This window comes from Nocardioides sp. NPDC127514 (assembly GCF_040302125.1).
Classification (GTDB): domain Bacteria; phylum Actinomycetota; class Actinomycetes; order Propionibacteriales; family Nocardioidaceae; genus Nocardioides.
On the sequence record NZ_JBEORF010000042.1, the window covers coordinates 34,144 to 48,971 of the forward strand.

General features: G+C 70.7%; 15 protein-coding genes. 10 read left to right on the forward strand and 5 right to left on the reverse strand.

The features are described 5' to 3' along the window. Positions 1-176 precede the first annotated feature (176 nt). A complete protein-coding gene (gene aspS, locus ABTX24_RS27085; protein WP_350844080.1) occupies positions 177-1,466 on the forward strand; it encodes an aspartate--tRNA(Asn) ligase in 1,290 nt (429 codons plus the stop codon). A 77-nt stretch (positions 1,467-1,543) separates the two neighbouring features. On the opposite strand, the gene ABTX24_RS27090 is transcribed toward aspS, so the two are convergent. The 4 genes from ABTX24_RS27090 to ABTX24_RS27105 all read right to left on the reverse strand — a co-directional run bounded on the left by ABTX24_RS27090 (position 1,544) and on the right by ABTX24_RS27105 (position 5,854). After that, positions 1,544-3,823: a VanW family protein gene (locus tag ABTX24_RS27090; protein WP_350844082.1), complete on the reverse strand. Its 2,280-nt coding sequence runs from the start codon at positions 3,821-3,823 to the stop codon at positions 1,544-1,546. 62 nt (positions 3,824-3,885) lie between these two features. Then, on the reverse strand, positions 3,886-4,239 hold the full coding sequence (locus tag ABTX24_RS27095; RefSeq protein WP_350844084.1) for a hypothetical protein: 354 nt from the start codon (positions 4,237-4,239) through the stop codon (positions 3,886-3,888). Next, positions 4,236-5,147, reverse strand: a complete 912-nt coding sequence (gene mshB, locus ABTX24_RS27100) for an N-acetyl-1-D-myo-inositol-2-amino-2-deoxy-alpha-D-glucopyranoside deacetylase (RefSeq protein WP_350844086.1) — start codon at positions 5,145-5,147, stop codon at positions 4,236-4,238. The genes ABTX24_RS27095 and mshB overlap by 4 nt, the downstream gene beginning before the upstream one ends. Further along, positions 5,144-5,854, reverse strand: coding sequence for a (deoxy)nucleoside triphosphate pyrophosphohydrolase (locus ABTX24_RS27105; RefSeq protein WP_350844088.1), 711 nt, complete (start codon positions 5,852-5,854; stop codon positions 5,144-5,146). The genes mshB and ABTX24_RS27105 overlap by 4 nt, the downstream gene beginning before the upstream one ends. A gap of 112 nt (positions 5,855-5,966) precedes the next feature. Here ABTX24_RS27105 and ABTX24_RS27110 point away from each other — a divergent pair, with 112 nt between their 5' ends. After that, positions 5,967-7,613 (forward strand): M15 family metallopeptidase, encoded by a 1,647-nt coding sequence (locus ABTX24_RS27110; RefSeq protein ID WP_350844090.1) that lies wholly within the window; start codon positions 5,967-5,969, stop codon positions 7,611-7,613. A 34-nt stretch (positions 7,614-7,647) separates the two neighbouring features. Here ABTX24_RS27110 and ABTX24_RS27115 read toward each other — a convergent pair whose 3' ends face one another. Continuing rightward, a complete protein-coding gene (locus ABTX24_RS27115) occupies positions 7,648-8,475 on the reverse strand; it encodes a thioesterase family protein (protein WP_350844092.1) in 828 nt (275 codons plus the stop codon). A 45-nt stretch (positions 8,476-8,520) separates the two neighbouring features. Between ABTX24_RS27115 and ABTX24_RS27120 the strand changes: the two genes are divergently transcribed. The 8 genes from ABTX24_RS27120 to ABTX24_RS27155 all read left to right on the forward strand — a co-directional run bounded on the left by ABTX24_RS27120 (position 8,521) and on the right by ABTX24_RS27155 (position 14,681). Then, a complete protein-coding gene (locus tag ABTX24_RS27120) occupies positions 8,521-8,898 on the forward strand; it encodes a YidH family protein (RefSeq protein ID WP_160024799.1) in 378 nt (125 codons plus the stop codon). 58 nt (positions 8,899-8,956) lie between these two features. Then, positions 8,957-10,012, forward strand: a complete 1,056-nt coding sequence (locus ABTX24_RS27125; RefSeq protein ID WP_350844094.1) for an acetamidase/formamidase family protein — start codon at positions 8,957-8,959, stop codon at positions 10,010-10,012. Then, complete coding sequence (locus ABTX24_RS27130) at positions 10,009-11,544, forward strand: AtzH-like domain-containing protein (RefSeq protein WP_350844096.1); 1,536 nt, start codon at positions 10,009-10,011, stop codon at positions 11,542-11,544. Before ABTX24_RS27125 ends, ABTX24_RS27130 begins: the two co-directional genes overlap by 4 nt. Before the next feature lie 76 nt (positions 11,545-11,620). Beyond that, a complete protein-coding gene (gene uraD, locus ABTX24_RS27135; RefSeq protein ID WP_350844102.1) occupies positions 11,621-12,115 on the forward strand; it encodes a 2-oxo-4-hydroxy-4-carboxy-5-ureidoimidazoline decarboxylase in 495 nt (164 codons plus the stop codon). Next, positions 12,112-12,426 (forward strand): hydroxyisourate hydrolase, encoded by a 315-nt coding sequence (gene uraH / locus ABTX24_RS27140; RefSeq protein WP_350844098.1) that lies wholly within the window; start codon positions 12,112-12,114, stop codon positions 12,424-12,426. The genes uraD and uraH overlap by 4 nt, the downstream gene beginning before the upstream one ends. Beyond that, a complete protein-coding gene (pucL, locus tag ABTX24_RS27145; protein WP_350844100.1) occupies positions 12,426-13,301 on the forward strand; it encodes a factor-independent urate hydroxylase in 876 nt (291 codons plus the stop codon). The genes uraH and pucL overlap by 1 nt, the downstream gene beginning before the upstream one ends. A gap of 5 nt (positions 13,302-13,306) precedes the next feature. Then, positions 13,307-14,140 (forward strand): MurR/RpiR family transcriptional regulator, encoded by an 834-nt coding sequence (locus tag ABTX24_RS27150; protein WP_160024804.1) that lies wholly within the window; start codon positions 13,307-13,309, stop codon positions 14,138-14,140. Positions 14,141-14,201: 61 nt separating this feature from the next. Then, positions 14,202-14,681, forward strand: coding sequence for a nucleoside deaminase (locus tag ABTX24_RS27155; protein WP_160024805.1), 480 nt, complete (start codon positions 14,202-14,204; stop codon positions 14,679-14,681). The last annotated feature ends 147 nt before the right edge of the window (positions 14,682-14,828 follow it).

A 14,828-nucleotide genomic window follows, 5' to 3' on the forward strand; every position in this document is an offset into this window, starting at 1 on the left:
GAGATCTACGATCGTCAGCGGCACCGCCGAGGAGTGACGACCCTCTGCCCCGCGGCACGGCGGCACCCGCGCGTACGGCGTATCGACGAGAGGCTGATGAGACATCAGCGAAGGTGTGGTGGCACCGCGACCTAGCCCCCGCCCACACCTCCAGGGCCTCGCCACCTGGAGGAATGATGAAACCGATAGACCGTACGCTCGCCGCCCGTCTCACCGCGGCCACACCAGGCACCACCGTTCGGCTCTGCGGACACGTGCACCGACGACGCGAGCTCGCCGCCGTGACGTTCCTCGTGCTGCGTGACCACAGCGGCCTTGCCCAAGTGGTGATCAAGCCGGCCGACGGGCAGCAGACGCCACCCGAGGAGACGCCGGTCGAGGTGATCGGCATCGCCACCGCCAACCCGCAGGCGCCGGGAGGCGTCGAGGTCACCTCGCCGGTGGTCACCTCGCTCTCCGACCCTGCGATCACCCCGCCGGTCGAGCTCTGGCGACCCGAGCTCGCGGCCGGTCTGCCGACCCTGCTCGACCACGCGCCGGTGACCTGGCGTCATCCCGCGGTCCGGGCCCGATGGGAGCTCGCCGCGGCGTCCCTTCGCGGCTTCCGGCAGACCCTCGACGCCGCCGGCTTCACCGAGGTCCACTCCCCCAAGATCGTGGAGTCGGTGACCGAGTCGGGAGCGAACGTCTTCGAGATCGACTACTTCGGGCGGTCCGCCTACCTCGCCCAGTCGCCCCAGTTCTACAAGCAGCAGCTGGTGGGCGTCTTCGAACGGGTCTACGAGGTCGGGCCGGTCTTCCGGGCCGAGCCGCACGACACGGTGCGACACCTGGCCGAGTACGTCAGCCTCGACGTCGAGCTCGGATTCATCCGCGACCACCGCGACGTGCTCGCCGTCCTCCGCACGGTGGTGGCGGGCATGGTCGAGGGGATCACGGCGTACGCCTCAGACGCGGTCGAACGGCTGGGCGCAGCGCTTCCCGTGGTGCCGGACGAGATCCCGGTCATCCATTTCACCGACGCGCTGAAGCTGGTCGGGGCGGCCGAGGACGAGCCCGACCTGGCTCCCGAGCACGAGCGCGCGCTCGGGGCGTGGGCTCGGGAGACGTACGCCTCGGACTTCGTGGCCGTGGAGGGCTACCCGATCGGGAAGCGGCCGTTCTACACCCACCCGCAGCCCGGTGACGAGCGCTGGACCAACAGCTTCGACCTGCTCTTCCGGGGCCTGGAGCTGGTCACCGGCGGGCAGCGCCTGCACCGGCTCGCCGACTACGAGCAGGCGATCCGGGCGCGCGGCGAGGACCCGGCGGCGTACGCGTCGTACCTGCAGGCCTTCGCCCACGGGATGCCGCCCCACGGCGGCTTTGCGCTGGGCCTCGAACGATGGGTCGCTCGGCTCGTCCGGGCCGCCAACATCCGCGAGGTCACTCTGTTCCCCCGTGACCTGCACCGCCTGACGCCCTGACAGCACGCGCCGAGTCGGCGCAACACGGTCCTCGCTTCGCTCCGGTCCGTTTGCGCCGACTCAGCTCTCGCTGAACGCTAGTTGGGGTCGGCGGGCGGCGGCGGCTTCTCCGACTCGTCCGTGCACTCGACCTCGTCCTGCGGGATGTAGGTGGTCTTGAAGGTCTCGGTGTCGACCTTCGTGCCCGATCCGGCGTTGTAGAAGTCGCGCCAGACGTTGATCGAGAAGCCCGGGGCGCCGACGGTGTTCTCGCAGTTGCCGTCGGTGATCTTCTGCTTGCCCGGCGACTTGAAGTCGTAGCGCTCGCCGGTGCGGGCCTTGATGTCGTAGATCTTGGTGGACCACATCTCGACGGTCACCGAGCCCTGGCCGCTGGCGCTGGCGGGGTTGACCCAGGAGCGGATCAGCACGCCGTACTTGGTGTTGTTCTTGAACTTCAGGTCCAGCGAGGGCCAGGCGACGGTCGCCTCACGGCCGATCGGGTAGCGGTCGATGTAGAGCGAGTGCGCCTTGTGCTCGACGTCCTGGAGACCGGCGAAGAACATCGCGTTGAACGTGGTCGTCGCCATCTGCGAGACACCGCCGCCGTAGTCCTCGCGGAAGATCCCGTTCTGGATCATCCAGCCCTTGGTGAAGCCGTTGGCGGCCGTACGCTCCCCCACGATGCCGTTGAGGGAGAAGGTGTCGCCCGGAGCGAGCACGGTGCCGTTGACCAGCTCGGCGGCGCGGCCGATGTTGACGTTGCGGTATTCGGCGTAGGGGAAGTTGGTGGTGAAGGTCGAGACCTTCTCCTTCACGCCCCAGGCCTTGGCCTCTTCGGTGGTGACCTTCGGCTTGGCGACCTTCGACTTCACCTCGACGGTGCGCTCGCCCTGGGGCGCGGTGACGACGTCGAGGAAGACCGCCTCCAGGTCCTTCTGGTTGAAGGTGACACCCGGCTTGGCGGGGATGACCTTCGGAGCGCCGTTGACCATCTTGATGGTCGCGTCCACCGGCTTCGCGGCGTCGTCGGCGAGGGCCTTCTTGAGCACCTTCTTGAGCTTGCTGGGCGCCACCGAGGCCTGCAGCTCGCCGTCCTTGGGGTCGAACCGGATCGCGTCGCCGAACTCCTTCGGGGACAGCTCCACCGGGGTCTTCTCGAACTTCAGCGTGATCGGGCCGGAGACCGCCGGCGTGGCGACCTTGTCGACCGCCTCCTGGACATCGGCCTCGTCGACGTCGGGGGTGAGCTCCGCGAGAGGTACGTCGGCCTTGCGCTCGCCCTCGACGAGGAGCTGGCCGGCGAGCGCGGTCTGGAGCGCCTCGTCGCTGACGCCCTCGCCGGCGACCGGCTGGGTGGTCTTGATCTTGCCCTTCTTGATGACGACGTCGCCGTCCTTGAAGGGGGTGCCGGCGCGCTTGTTCACCTTGGCCGCGACCTTGGCGATCAGCTTGTCGTCGGCCTTGATGACGGGCTCGATCTCGCCACCGCCGGTGAAGTGCTTCCACAGCTTGACCGGGCTCCAGCTGCGTACGGCGTCGGCCTTCTCGATCGTCGCCTCGGCGTCGAAGCTCAGGCCCGCGTCGGCCGGGTTGACCTCGGTCGTGCTGTCGCCGGCAGTCACGTTGATCGGCTGGCTGTGGGCCGGGGCGAACTTCTGGTCCAGCAGCGGCGTCGCCTCGTCGGCCGTCATGCCGCCGATGTCCACGCCCGCGACCGTGGTGCCCTCGGGGATCTTCTCCCCGGCCACGGCGTACGCAGCAGCCCACCCGGCGAAGGCCAGGATGGCGACACCGCCAGCGACCGCGACGGCGACCTTGGTGCCGGTGCCGAGCGGCTTGCTCTCGGCCGCGACCGGCTGGGCGTAGTCGGGCTGCTCGAAGGCCGTCTCGAAAGGAGCAGGCTCGGCGGGCGCCGGCTCGTTCACGACGAACGGCCCGACGCCCATGACGGTCGCCTCGAGAGGCTCGTCATCGAAGTCGGGGACGTCCTGGACCTGGCGGTCGAAGGCGATCTCGGTCGCCGCGTCGTCAGCCAGGTCGGGGGCGGCGTCGACCGCGTCCGGCTCCGGGGCGAACTTCCGGTTCTTCGAGACGAAGAGGAAGTTCTCGTCCTCCGGCAGCGGCGCGCGCTTCGGCAGCTCCGAGCGCAGCATCGTGCTGCGCAGCAGGGTCTCCTCGGCGGGATCCTCATCGGCATCGGTCGGGACCGGCGCAGCACCCGTCGACTCGGCAACACGAGCATCGATCTCGATCTGAGGGATCATGATCGTCTCGATGGCAGCATCGTCCGCGCCAGCTTGGCTGGCGTTGGACCCGGCCGCGTCAGTTTGCTTCGCGGGCTCGGGGGCCTTGGAGGCCTCGGGCTCATGGGACATGCGGGAGAGCCTAGGACCTATACCCCCCTAGGCCGAACCCGTAGCCCATCTTGGGACGTTCGTCACTTCGCGGCGAGGTCCTGATCGGCCCGGGAAGCGGCCCTCGACACGGTCGCGGTGGCCACCACGACCATCAGCACGGCCCAGAAGATCATCAGGTATCCCGCCACGTCGCCCACGACGGCATACCCGCCCGTCGGCCTCGGCGTCGCGGCCAGCGCGACCACGATCGCCCAGGCCACGGCGTACGCGACCCTCGAGGCCCCACGCGGCAGCATGAGCAGCGTCGCCGAGGACGCGGCCAACGCGAGCAGCAGACCCCACCACCAGGGGTGGACCGCGACCGCCGCGACCCCGACGACGAGACCGAGGAGAAGACCGGCCCCACCACGAGCCAGGCCGCCGAGCGGCCTCACAACCCGGCGAAGAGGTCGGTCAGGGTGGTCCCTTCGACGTCTCCCTTGGCGATCCGGAAGTGCTCGTGGGACCACGCGGTCGTACCGAGGCTGTTGGTCATCGCGAAGATCCCCTCCTCCATGTCCATCTGGGTGGGGTAGGCGCGCATCGCGGCGACCTTCTGGTCGGCGAAGGCGGTGCCGTCGATCGCGGCGGCGATGTCGACGTCGGGGGTGGCCATCGGCAGCGGACCCTCGGGGTCCATCCCGCCGAGCGCGTCCTCGTTGCCGGCCGCGCGGGCCGCTCGCAGCCCCTCGCGGATCCAGCTCTCCGCGATCGCGGTCCAGAAGATCCGGTCGATCTCGTGGGCCTCGCCGAGCTCCTTCTTGTAGGTCGGCACGGCGGCGAGATGGGCAGCGTACGTCGCGACCCGGTGGGCCTGGATGTGGTCGGGGTGGCCGTAGTTGCCGAACTCGTCGTAGGTGACCAGCACCTGCGGGCGCACCTCGCGAATGATCGTGACGAGGTGGTCGGCGGCCTCGTTGAGGTCGGCGTACCAGAAGGCGTTCTCGCGGGCGTCGGGGTCGGGGAGCGCGTGGGTGCGGTCCTCGCTCCAGGTCATCCCGGAGTCGCGATAGTTGCCGAATCCGCCCAGCCAGCGGTGGTCGACCTGGCTGCCGTCGGGCGCCTTCAGGGCCGCCATCGCGTCCTCGATCTCGCCGCGGCGGTGATCGCCCAGGGCGTCGTCCTGGTCCGCGGCGAGGTGGGCCAGCTCGGGCACCAGGATCTCGCCCATCTCCCCTGCCGTGCAGGTCACCAGGGTCACGCGGGCGCCCTCGGCGAGATACTTCGCCATCGTCGCCCCCGTCGTGATCGTCTCGTCGTCGGGGTGGGCGTGCACGAGCAGCAGGCTCTTCTGTGAAGTCACGAACTCGATCCTAGGTCGGGGCGCTTTATCCGCTTGGGGTTGTCGGGGAGCTCGACGGGTTCGGGGGCGATCGAGTCGTCCGGTGCATCCTCGGGGATGTCGAGCCAGCCGTCGTACTGGTCCACCAGCAGCTCCAGAACCATCTCCGGGGCGTCCGTCTCCACCGACCAGGGATGGTCCTCGTCGTCGTCCTCGCCCTGGTAGCGCTCCCGGGTGACCCGGGCCGTCCAGCCCTCGCGCTCCAGCGTCGAGGCGGCCGAACGGGCATCCTCCTCCTCGAAGAAGATGCCGCGCAGGGTGGTCCCTTCGGGCACGCCGAGTACGTGGCGGAGCGCATCGAGGAACGGACGGTCGGGCTCGAGCCAGTCGACCGAGTCGAGGTCCTCGGCCGCCAGCCAGAGGACCTGGTCGTGCTCGCGCGGCCTCGGCTCCCCCGCGACCACCCGCGCGGTGGCCGCGATCAGGCGGGCCTCCTCACCGATGGGCGCCTCGCCCTGCATCCAGTCGAGCACCTCGATCAGGCAGCCGAGCTCCTCGCCGATCTCCCGGACGAGGGCCGCCTCCGGCATCTCCCCGTCCTCGACCTTGCCGCCGGGGAGCTCCCAGCGTCCGGCGGCCTCGGGCGGGAACGTGCGCCTCGCGGCCAGCACCTGCTTGCCATCGGCGCTGAGGATCGCCGCGGCCACTACGGTCTTGGGGCTGTTCACGTGTGAGATTGTTCCCTAGACACCCGGAAAGTGGTGTCTCTTGGGTACGCTCCAACGCCGTGCCTCGCCGTCTTCTGCTCATCGCCTGCCTGCCCCCGTCCGGGGCCCGATCATGAGCGATCAGCAGTGGCCCCCGCGGCGCCCCGGCGAGCCTCGCCCGCCCTACCGGGGGCAGCAGCCCTTCCCCGGCCCGCGGCAGCCCCAGCGACCACAGGCGCCGCCGGGACGGCCGCAGCAGCCGCACCCTGGTCAGCAGCGGCCTCATCCGGGGCAGCACCAGCCCTACCCGGGCGGGCAGCGCTACCCCGAGCAGCGGCCGTACCCGGGTCAGCAGCAGCCCTATCCGCCGGCACAGCAGCAGCCCTATCCGTCTGAGCAGCCGCCCTACGGCCAGCAGCCCTACCCGGATCAGCAGCCCTACCCGAACCAGCCGTATCCGGAGCAGCCCTACCAGGACCAGCCGTATCCGGAGCAGCCTTACCAAGACCAGCCCTACCAAGACCAGCCCTACCTCGAGCAGCCCTACGGACAGCAGCCTCCCCCGGCGTACCCGCAGGGTTTCGGGCCCGGCCGGTTCGGGCCGGAGCCGCCGAAGAAGCGGCGGTGGCCGAAGGTGGTCGTGAGTCTGCTGCTGCTCGCGCTGGTCGGGGTGGGCGGCTACGGGGCGTACGACTTCTACGACCAGACGCAGAAGTGGGAACAGACCACCACCGATGACCTGAATGGCGTCGGCAGCGACCTGTCGGTGGCCGTGGCGTCGCTGCGCAGCGTCGGCTGGGAGGTCACCGCCGCGGACATCGGCACGTGGCTGGAGCAGCCGGGCGCCTACGGCGAGGGCCTGAGGCTGCGTACGCTGCAGGCGGACGAGGCAGGCAACAGCTTCTCGGTGGCGGGCTACCGGACCTGGCAGGACACCTACGCCAAGCGCGACCACACCACGGTCGTGTGTGCCGACATCACCCTCGCGTCCGGGACCCAGAAGCCGCTGAGCGAGACGATCACGACCTGCCCCGAGGACGTCCCGAAGACGGCCCCGGACGCCGGCCAGACCGACGCCGACGCGAACACCGGCGGGGTCACCGGTCATCTCGCCGAGCTGGCCGTGGAGGCCTCCGAGCAGCGCGCCGCCGGCGCTGCCGAGGGCAAGCTCCTCGAGGTCGCAGCACCGACGAGGCCGGTCGGCAACGTACGCGCCGACTCGACCGCGCTGGTATGCGCGCCGGGGACGAAGGACCTCGGCGAGGGCGAGGGGTATGACGAGGGCAGGCTGATCCCGGTGCGGCTCTGCGCGGTCGAGGGGCTGCCCAACACGGGCACCGAGAGCACCAAGGGCGACCCCTACTACATCGACGGCTCCGACGGCCTGACCGTCGTCAACGCACGTATCTCCGGGGCCGCGGCAGCGCTGGTCAAGAGGGCTTCGAAGCAGGGCGTCGACCTGGTCGCGGGCAGCTCGTTCCGGACGATGAAGAAGCAGAAGGCGCTGTGCCAGGAGGACGCCACCGGCGGCTGCCCGTCCGGCGACTACACGCTGACCGCGCAGCCCGGCCATTCCTCGCACCAGCTCGGCATCGCCATCGACTTCGAGCAGCCCAGCGCGACCGGCGGCAAGACCTGCGCGACGCGGGCCTCGGAGCCGGCCAGCGCGGTGTGGCGGTTCCTGAACAAGAACGCTCTGGACTTCGGGCTGAAGCAGTACTCCGCCGAGGCCTGGCACTGGGACGCGTACGGCGGGAAGGACCGCTGCGCCCCGATGTGACCCTTCGTGGCGCCGAGTCGGCGGATCTGACCCGTCAGGCGCGCGGCAGCCGAGCCAGCTGACGCGCCTGCGCGACCAGCTTGCCCTCGGAGTCCCAGACCTCGCAGTCCTCCTCGAACATCCCGCCGGAGAGGTTGCGTGAGAAGTGGGTGACCTTGAGCCAGCCCGGTGCCGGCTTGTGACGGATGTGGCAGGTGAGTTCGAGGGTCGGCGCCCAGCCCGGCAGCTCGAGCCCGAAGGTGACCGGCGGGAGCGCGTCGAGCACCTGCAGCAGCGAGAGCGGGTCGGGCTCGCGGTCGTGGTGCCGGAACCAGCCGGTGAAGACCGCCTCGCCGGTCGGCGCCGCACCGCCCCAGACGAACTGCTCCTTCGGCACGCAGAGCTCGTAGCGGTCCAGCATCGGCACGAACTTCTTCATCTCCTCCGGCGCCGTGGTCGAGGAGAGGCACTCATCGAGCGGCGGCAGCTCCGGCTCGGTCGCGGTGACCCGCTCGAAGCCGCTGCTCTTGGCGTGGAGGCCGTCGAGGTCCGCGTACGTCGCCGTAGTGGTGATCCGCAACTCCTCGCCCTGCCACAGCTCGGCGGTCGCGATGGCCAGCGAGCCCTTGTCGCGCTTGGTCTCGATGCGGATCTCCGCCGGCCCCGGGGTGCTCGCGCCGGCGTAGAACGCGCTCAGCACGATCGGGTCCGGGTGGTTCGGCAGGTGAGCCCGCAGCGCGTTGGCGATCACCGCGAGCAGGTAGCCGCCGTTGACCCCGCCGCCGACCACCCAGCCCGGCGCGAGGTCGGCCGCGTACGTCTTCTGATCGACCCGACGGACCGCGATGTCGCGGTCGAACTCGGCCGGTTCCCTATTACCCATGGGTAGTAATCTAGATCGGGACCCGATGTGGTGGACGATGGGGGCATGACCGAGACGCCATCGAAGGAGGACCCGCGGCACCCGCACTGGGTCTACCACCACGGCTCCGAGCCGGACCCGCGGTTCACGCTGGCCAACGAGCGCACCTTCCTGGCCTGGGCACGCACCGTTCTCGGCCTGCTCGCCGGTGCGGTCGCGCTGCACTCGTTCCAGGTGCCCTCCGCGGAGGGCGTACGCATCGGCGTGGTCGCCCTGCTGGTGCTCACCGCGATCCTGTGCACGGTCCTCGCGATGGTCCGTTGGGCGCGGGTCGAGCGCGCGATGCGGGAACGGCGCCCTCTGCCGGCCTTCTCCACCGGGTTCATCCTCGCCGGGGCGCTGCTGCTCATCGCGGTGCTCCTCGGCGTCGCGCTCGTCTTCTGAGTCACCGGCCGATCCGCTCGTCACGAGCGTGAAACATCCGTTCCATACGGTTTCGACCATGACTGCCCCCACCGTGACGGCACTGCAGCCGGGAACCGGACCGATCACCTCCTCGACCTACCTCCCGGCCGAGGTCGACAACGTGCTGTGGGGACGGCTGCCGTGCGCGACGGACTCCCCCGTGCTGAGCGTCGCGCCGGGGACCTCGGTGACCGTGGACACGATCTCCCACGAGGGCATCCTCGAGGACCAGGGGCGCGATCCCGAGCGGTTCTTCTCGGCCCACGGCGTCTCGGAGGTCCTCTCCGACGCGGTCGCTCTCGCAGCCTCGGGCTACGAGCGGACCTTCGGCGTCGACGGGCCGCACGTGGTCTCGCGGCCGATCGAGGTCGAAGGTGCCGAGGTCGGCGACCTGCTCGCGATCACCGTGCTGGAGACGCTGCCGCGAGTGCCCTACGGCGTCGTCTCGAACCGGCACGGGCGCGGCGCGCTGCCGGACGAGTTCCCGCGCGGCGACTCGCCGGTGCACAGCGTCTTCACGCCCGTCGTCGACGGACGTGGGGTGATCGGGCCGGCGTCGTTCGCCCTCGACCCGTTCCTCGGGATCATGGGGGTCGCCGTGCCGGGGTCTGAGCGGCCGCACTCGGTCCCGCCCGGTTCGCACGGCGGCAACATCGACATCCGGCTGCTCACGGCCGGGGCGACCCTCTACCTGCCCGTCCAGGTCGCCGGGGCACTGGCCTACGTCGGCGACCCGCACTTCGCGCAGGGTGACGGCGAGGTCTCGCTGACGGCCTTGGAGGCGTCGCTCCGGGCGACGCTCCGTTTCGACCTGGTCGCGCGCGAGGAGGCCGCCACGCGGTTCGGCGAGCTCGCCGGTCCGCTGGCGGAGACCTCTGAGTTCCTGATTCCCACCGGGCTCGACGAGTCCCTCGACGTGGCCACGCAGAACTGCGTCCGTGCCGCGATCGCCCTGCTCAGCGCGCGCTTCGGGATGGAGCCGGAGGCTGCGTACGCCTATCTCTCGGCGGCCACCGACTTCCGGATCTCTCAGGTCGTCGACGTCGTCAAAGGCGTACACGCCACGATCCGCAAGGCAGACTTCGCCCTATGACCCCTCGACATGCCGGCGCCCAGCTCAAACCGGTCCCGCACGGGCTGCTGCAGGCCTTCCGGGCGTACGAGAGCGCGCTGATGTCCGACGACGTCGCCGCCCTGGACGCACTCTTCGCCGACTCACCGACCACCCTGCGAGGCGATGCCGCCGGTCTGCTCGTCGGGCACGAGCAGATCTCCGCCTTCCGTGGGTCGCGCGGTGGCGCGCCGAAGCGGCGCATCGTGCAGACCCACGTGCAGGTGATCGACGACGACCACGCGCTGATCGTGGCCGTCACGGAGCTCGACCGCGGCGGACGCGGGCTCCAGACGCAGCTGTGGGCGCGGGACCCGGTGCGGATCGAGTACGGCGGCTGGCAGGTCACCGCGGCCCATGTCTCGACGCCCGCGCCGGCCTTCGACACCCGGATCTGGCGGGTCGTCGGGGACCCGCTCGTCTCCTCGCACACCGCCGACGGCGCGCTCTCGGGAGAGACCGTCGCGGTCAAGGACCTCTTCGCGGTCGCCGGTTTCGCGGTCGGCGCGGGGAGCCCGGCCTGGCTGGAGCAGGCGCCGACGGCACCGTCGCATGCCGCCGCCGTCGCCGCGCTGCTCGATGCCGGGGCGTCGGTGCGCGGAATCGCGCGCACCGAGGAGTTCGCCTACTCGCTGTCGGGGCTCAACGCCCACTACGGGGCGCCGCCGAACCCGAAGGCTCCCGGACGGATCCCCGGCGGCTCGTCATCGGGGTCGGCGACCGCGGTCGCCCTCGGCCAGGCCTCGATCGGGCTCGGCACCGACACCGGCGGCTCGATCCGGGTCCCGTCCGCCTATCAGGGCCTCTACGGGATCCGTACGTCGCACGGGGCCGTCTCGCGCGAGGGCGTGCTTCCGCTCGCCAAGGCCTTCGACACCGTCGGGTGGATGACGCGTTCGGCGTTCCTGCTGCAGGCGGTGGGGGACGTACTGCTGCCGGAGGCTCCGGCGTCGTCCGTCTCGGTGGACGAGGTCCACCTGGTGCCGTCGCTGGTCGGGCTCGCCGCCGAGGAAGTCGCCACCGCGGTGAACCAAGCGCTGCCCGAGGCCAAGCCGCTGGACTGGGAGGCGGCCAGACTGGACGAGTGGCGCCAGGCCTTCGTCATCGGACAGGCCTACCAGGCGTGGCAGGCCCACGGGGCCTGGCTCGAGACCCGGCTCGACACGCTCGGCGAGGCGGTGCGCGGGCGGTTCGAGATGGCCCGGTCGGTGACCCGGGAGCAGGCCGCCGAGGCGCGCACCGTGCTCGCGCAGGCGCGTACGGAGATCCTCGACGTCGTCGGCGACCGCATTCTCGCCTATCCCAGCGCCTCGTCGGTGGCACCGACGGCGGCCGACGCTGCCGGGGCGCGCGACGACACCATGCGCCTCACCTGCGTCGCCGGGATCGCCGGCCTGCCCGCCGTCTCGATCCCGGTACGCACCTCCACCAACCTCCCGGCAGGGCTCTGTCTGGTCGCGGCACCCGGCCGCGACCGCGACCTTCTCGCCCTGGCCCAGAGCTTCGCGGGGTAGCCTGCCGGGGCGTTACACAAAGGCAACCTGCGTTGCGGACGCCGAAACGCTCGTTTCATAGGCTGCCCTGGTGACCATGACGCTCGCCGAGTTCCATGCGCTGCCCGCCGACGAGGCGGAGAGCGTCGTCGCCCCCTGCGTCGCGATCCCCTCGTGGGCGGCCGGACTGGTCGCGGGGCGGCCCTACACAGACATCCCGGACCTGCTCGCCGCCGCGAGGCAGCTGGCCGCGGCCTGGACCGACGAGGAGGTCGAGGGCGCCCTGGCCGACCACCCCAGGATCGGGGAACGGCACTCCGGAGACGGGGCGAGCGCGGCGCTCTCCGCCCGTGAGCAGGCCGGCGTCGACCCGGCCGACGCCGAGGTGCAGGCCCGGCTGAGGGCGGGCAATGCCGCCTATGAGGAGCGGTTCGGGCAGATCTATCTGGTGCGCGCGGCCGGACGCAGCGCCGAGGAGATGCTCGCGCTGCTCGAGGAGCGGCTGGAGAACGACCCGGCTACCGAAATCGCGGTGACCAAGGGCCAGCTCGCCGAGATCGCGCTGCTCCGGCTGCGAGGCTTGGTGGCATGACCACCGTCTCCACGCACGTCCTCGACGCCGCCCTCGGCCGGCCGGCCGCCGGGCTCGCCCTCTACCTCACCCTTCCCGACGACAGCGCGCGCACCGCGACCACCGACGCCGACGGGCGGGTGCGGTTCGATGGCGAGGTGCCGCCCGGGCCGCACATCCTGACCTTCGAGACCGGGCCGTGGTTCGCCGAGCAGGATCGCGAGACCTTCTTCCCCGAGGTGACCGTCGGGTTCACCGTCACCGCCGGCGAGCACCACCATGTCGCCCTCCTGCTCAGCCCGTTCTCCTACACGACCTATCGAGGAAGCTGATGTCGATCACTCTTGGCCCCAACCAGCACGGCAAGGCGGAGGTACGCCTGGTCAAGGTCGACCGGGAGGGCGCGCGGCACACGATCCACGACCTGAACGTGTCCACCCAGCTCAGGGGCGACTTCGCGACGGCGTTCACCGAGGGTGACAACGTGCACGTGCACGCCACCGACACCCAGAAGAACGTGGTCTACGCGAAGGCCAAGGAGCTCGGCATCACCTCGCCGGAGGCGTTCCTGCTCGACCTCACCGCCTACTGGGCCGATCAGCCGTGGGTCACCGGGTCGGTGATGAAGGCGGAGTCGTACGCCTGGGACCGCCTCCCGGCCAACGAGTTCTCGTTCGCCCGGCGCGGTCAGGAGACGCGTACGGCGGTGGTCAACAGCTACGGCGAACGAGAGTTCGTTCTCTCGGGCCTGACCGACCTGGTGGTGCTCAAGTCGACCGGTTCGGAGTTCCACGGCTTCCCGCGCGACCGCTACACCACCCTCGCCGAGACGACAGACCGGATCCTGGCGACCTCGGTCACGGCCTGGTGGCGCTGGGAGACGCATCCGGAGGACTGGAACGAGGCCTACGACCGGATCCGCGCGATCATGCTCGACACCTTCGCCGAGGTGCACTCGCTCGCGCTGCAGCAGACCATCTATGAGATGGGCAAGGCCGTGATGGAGGCCTTCGAGGGGATCGCGGAGTTCAAGATCTCCTGCCCCAACAAGCACCACTTCCTCGTCGACCTCTCCCCCTTCGACCTCGACAACCCGAACGAGGTCTTCTTCGCCGCCGACCGGCCCTACGGGCTCATCGAGGCGACCCTGCAGCGCGACGGATCGACCGAGCCGGACGCCTGGGCCTCGGTGCCGGGCTTCGCGTGATCGACATGACCGTGAGCACGACTCGGGCGGATCAGCGGATCGACCGGCGGATCGCCGCGAACTACCAGACGCTCTCGCCCCAGGAGCGCAAGGCGGCCGACACGCTGCTGGAGCATCTCGACGACCTGGCGACTTACCGCGCGGCCGAGCTGGCCTCGCTCGCGGAGGTGTCCAAAGCGACGATGAGCCGGCTCTTTCGCTCGCTGGGCTTCGACGGCTTCGACGAGGTACGCGACCACCTGCGGGGGCTGCGTACGGCCGGCGAGCCGCGACGGGTCGAGGGCGCTCCGGACCTGAGCGCCCACGCCGAGGGTGAGGCAGCCGCGATCACGCGGGTCGTGGAGCAGGCCGGCATCGCCGAGGCGATCGAGGCCATCGCCAAGGCGAGCGACGTGATGGTCGCGGGCTGGCGCAACTCCTACCCGGTCGCGCTCCATCTGCGCCAGCAGCTCACCCAGACCCGCGAGCGGGTCACGCTCGCGCCCGCTCCCGGCCAGGTCATCGGCGAGGAGCTGGCCGAGCTCGGCGAGGGATCGGTGGTGGTCGCGGTCGGGCTCCGGCGCCGGCCGCCGGGCTTCGGCGAGTTCGTCGACGCCGCCGCGGCCTCCGGAAGCACCGTGATCGTGATCGCCGACCCGACCGGAACGGTCCACCTCGGCCGTGCCGACATCGCGCTGGAGTGCCCGGTCCAGGGCGCTCTCGCCTTCGACTCCCTGGCCGCGCCGATGTCGCTGGCGAGCGTGCTCGCCGACGGCGTACTCCACGAGCGGGGACGGGCCGGACGCGACCGCGTCTCGACCATCAGCGCCACCTATGACCGGCTCCACGAGGTCGAGTGATGTCGAGGAGCAGAATGACAGTAGGAACATCGATCCTCGGGCCTGTGCGAGGGGACTAGGCATGACGGACACCATGTGGCTGGAGCAGGCCGTAGCGCTGGCCGTGCGCAACGTGAACAACGGCGGCGGCCCGTTCGGCGCCATCATCCTGCGCGACGGCATCCTGCTGGGCACGGGCCAGAACCGGGTCACCCGCGACCTGGACCCGAGCGCCCATGCCGAGATCGTCGCGATCCGTTCCGCCTGCAAGGAGGCCGACAGCTTCTCGCTGGCCGGCTGCACGCTCTACACCTCGTGCGAGCCCTGCCCGATGTGCCTGGCGACCGCGCTGTGGGCGCGCCTGGACCGGGTCGTCTACGCGGCCGACCGTGACGACGCGGCCAAGGGCGGGTTCGACGACCGCGCCTTCTACGACCTGTTCGGGACCGGCCGCGCCAACGAGCACCACGACTGGCCGACCCGCGTCGACGAGCTGCGGATCCCGCAGGCGTACGACCCGTTCGACGCGTGGCTCGCGAAGCAGGACCGCACCGACTACTGACCCGTCGAGACGTCACTCCGGTCGGCCGAGTGGGCATCGGATTGCCCACTCGCGCCACGGACCCCTACTTCAACAACGCCCCGACCTCGCAGATCCTGGCCAGCCGCGCCGAGGCCGTGCCGGCGGGCGTCCCGTTCAAGGGTGACA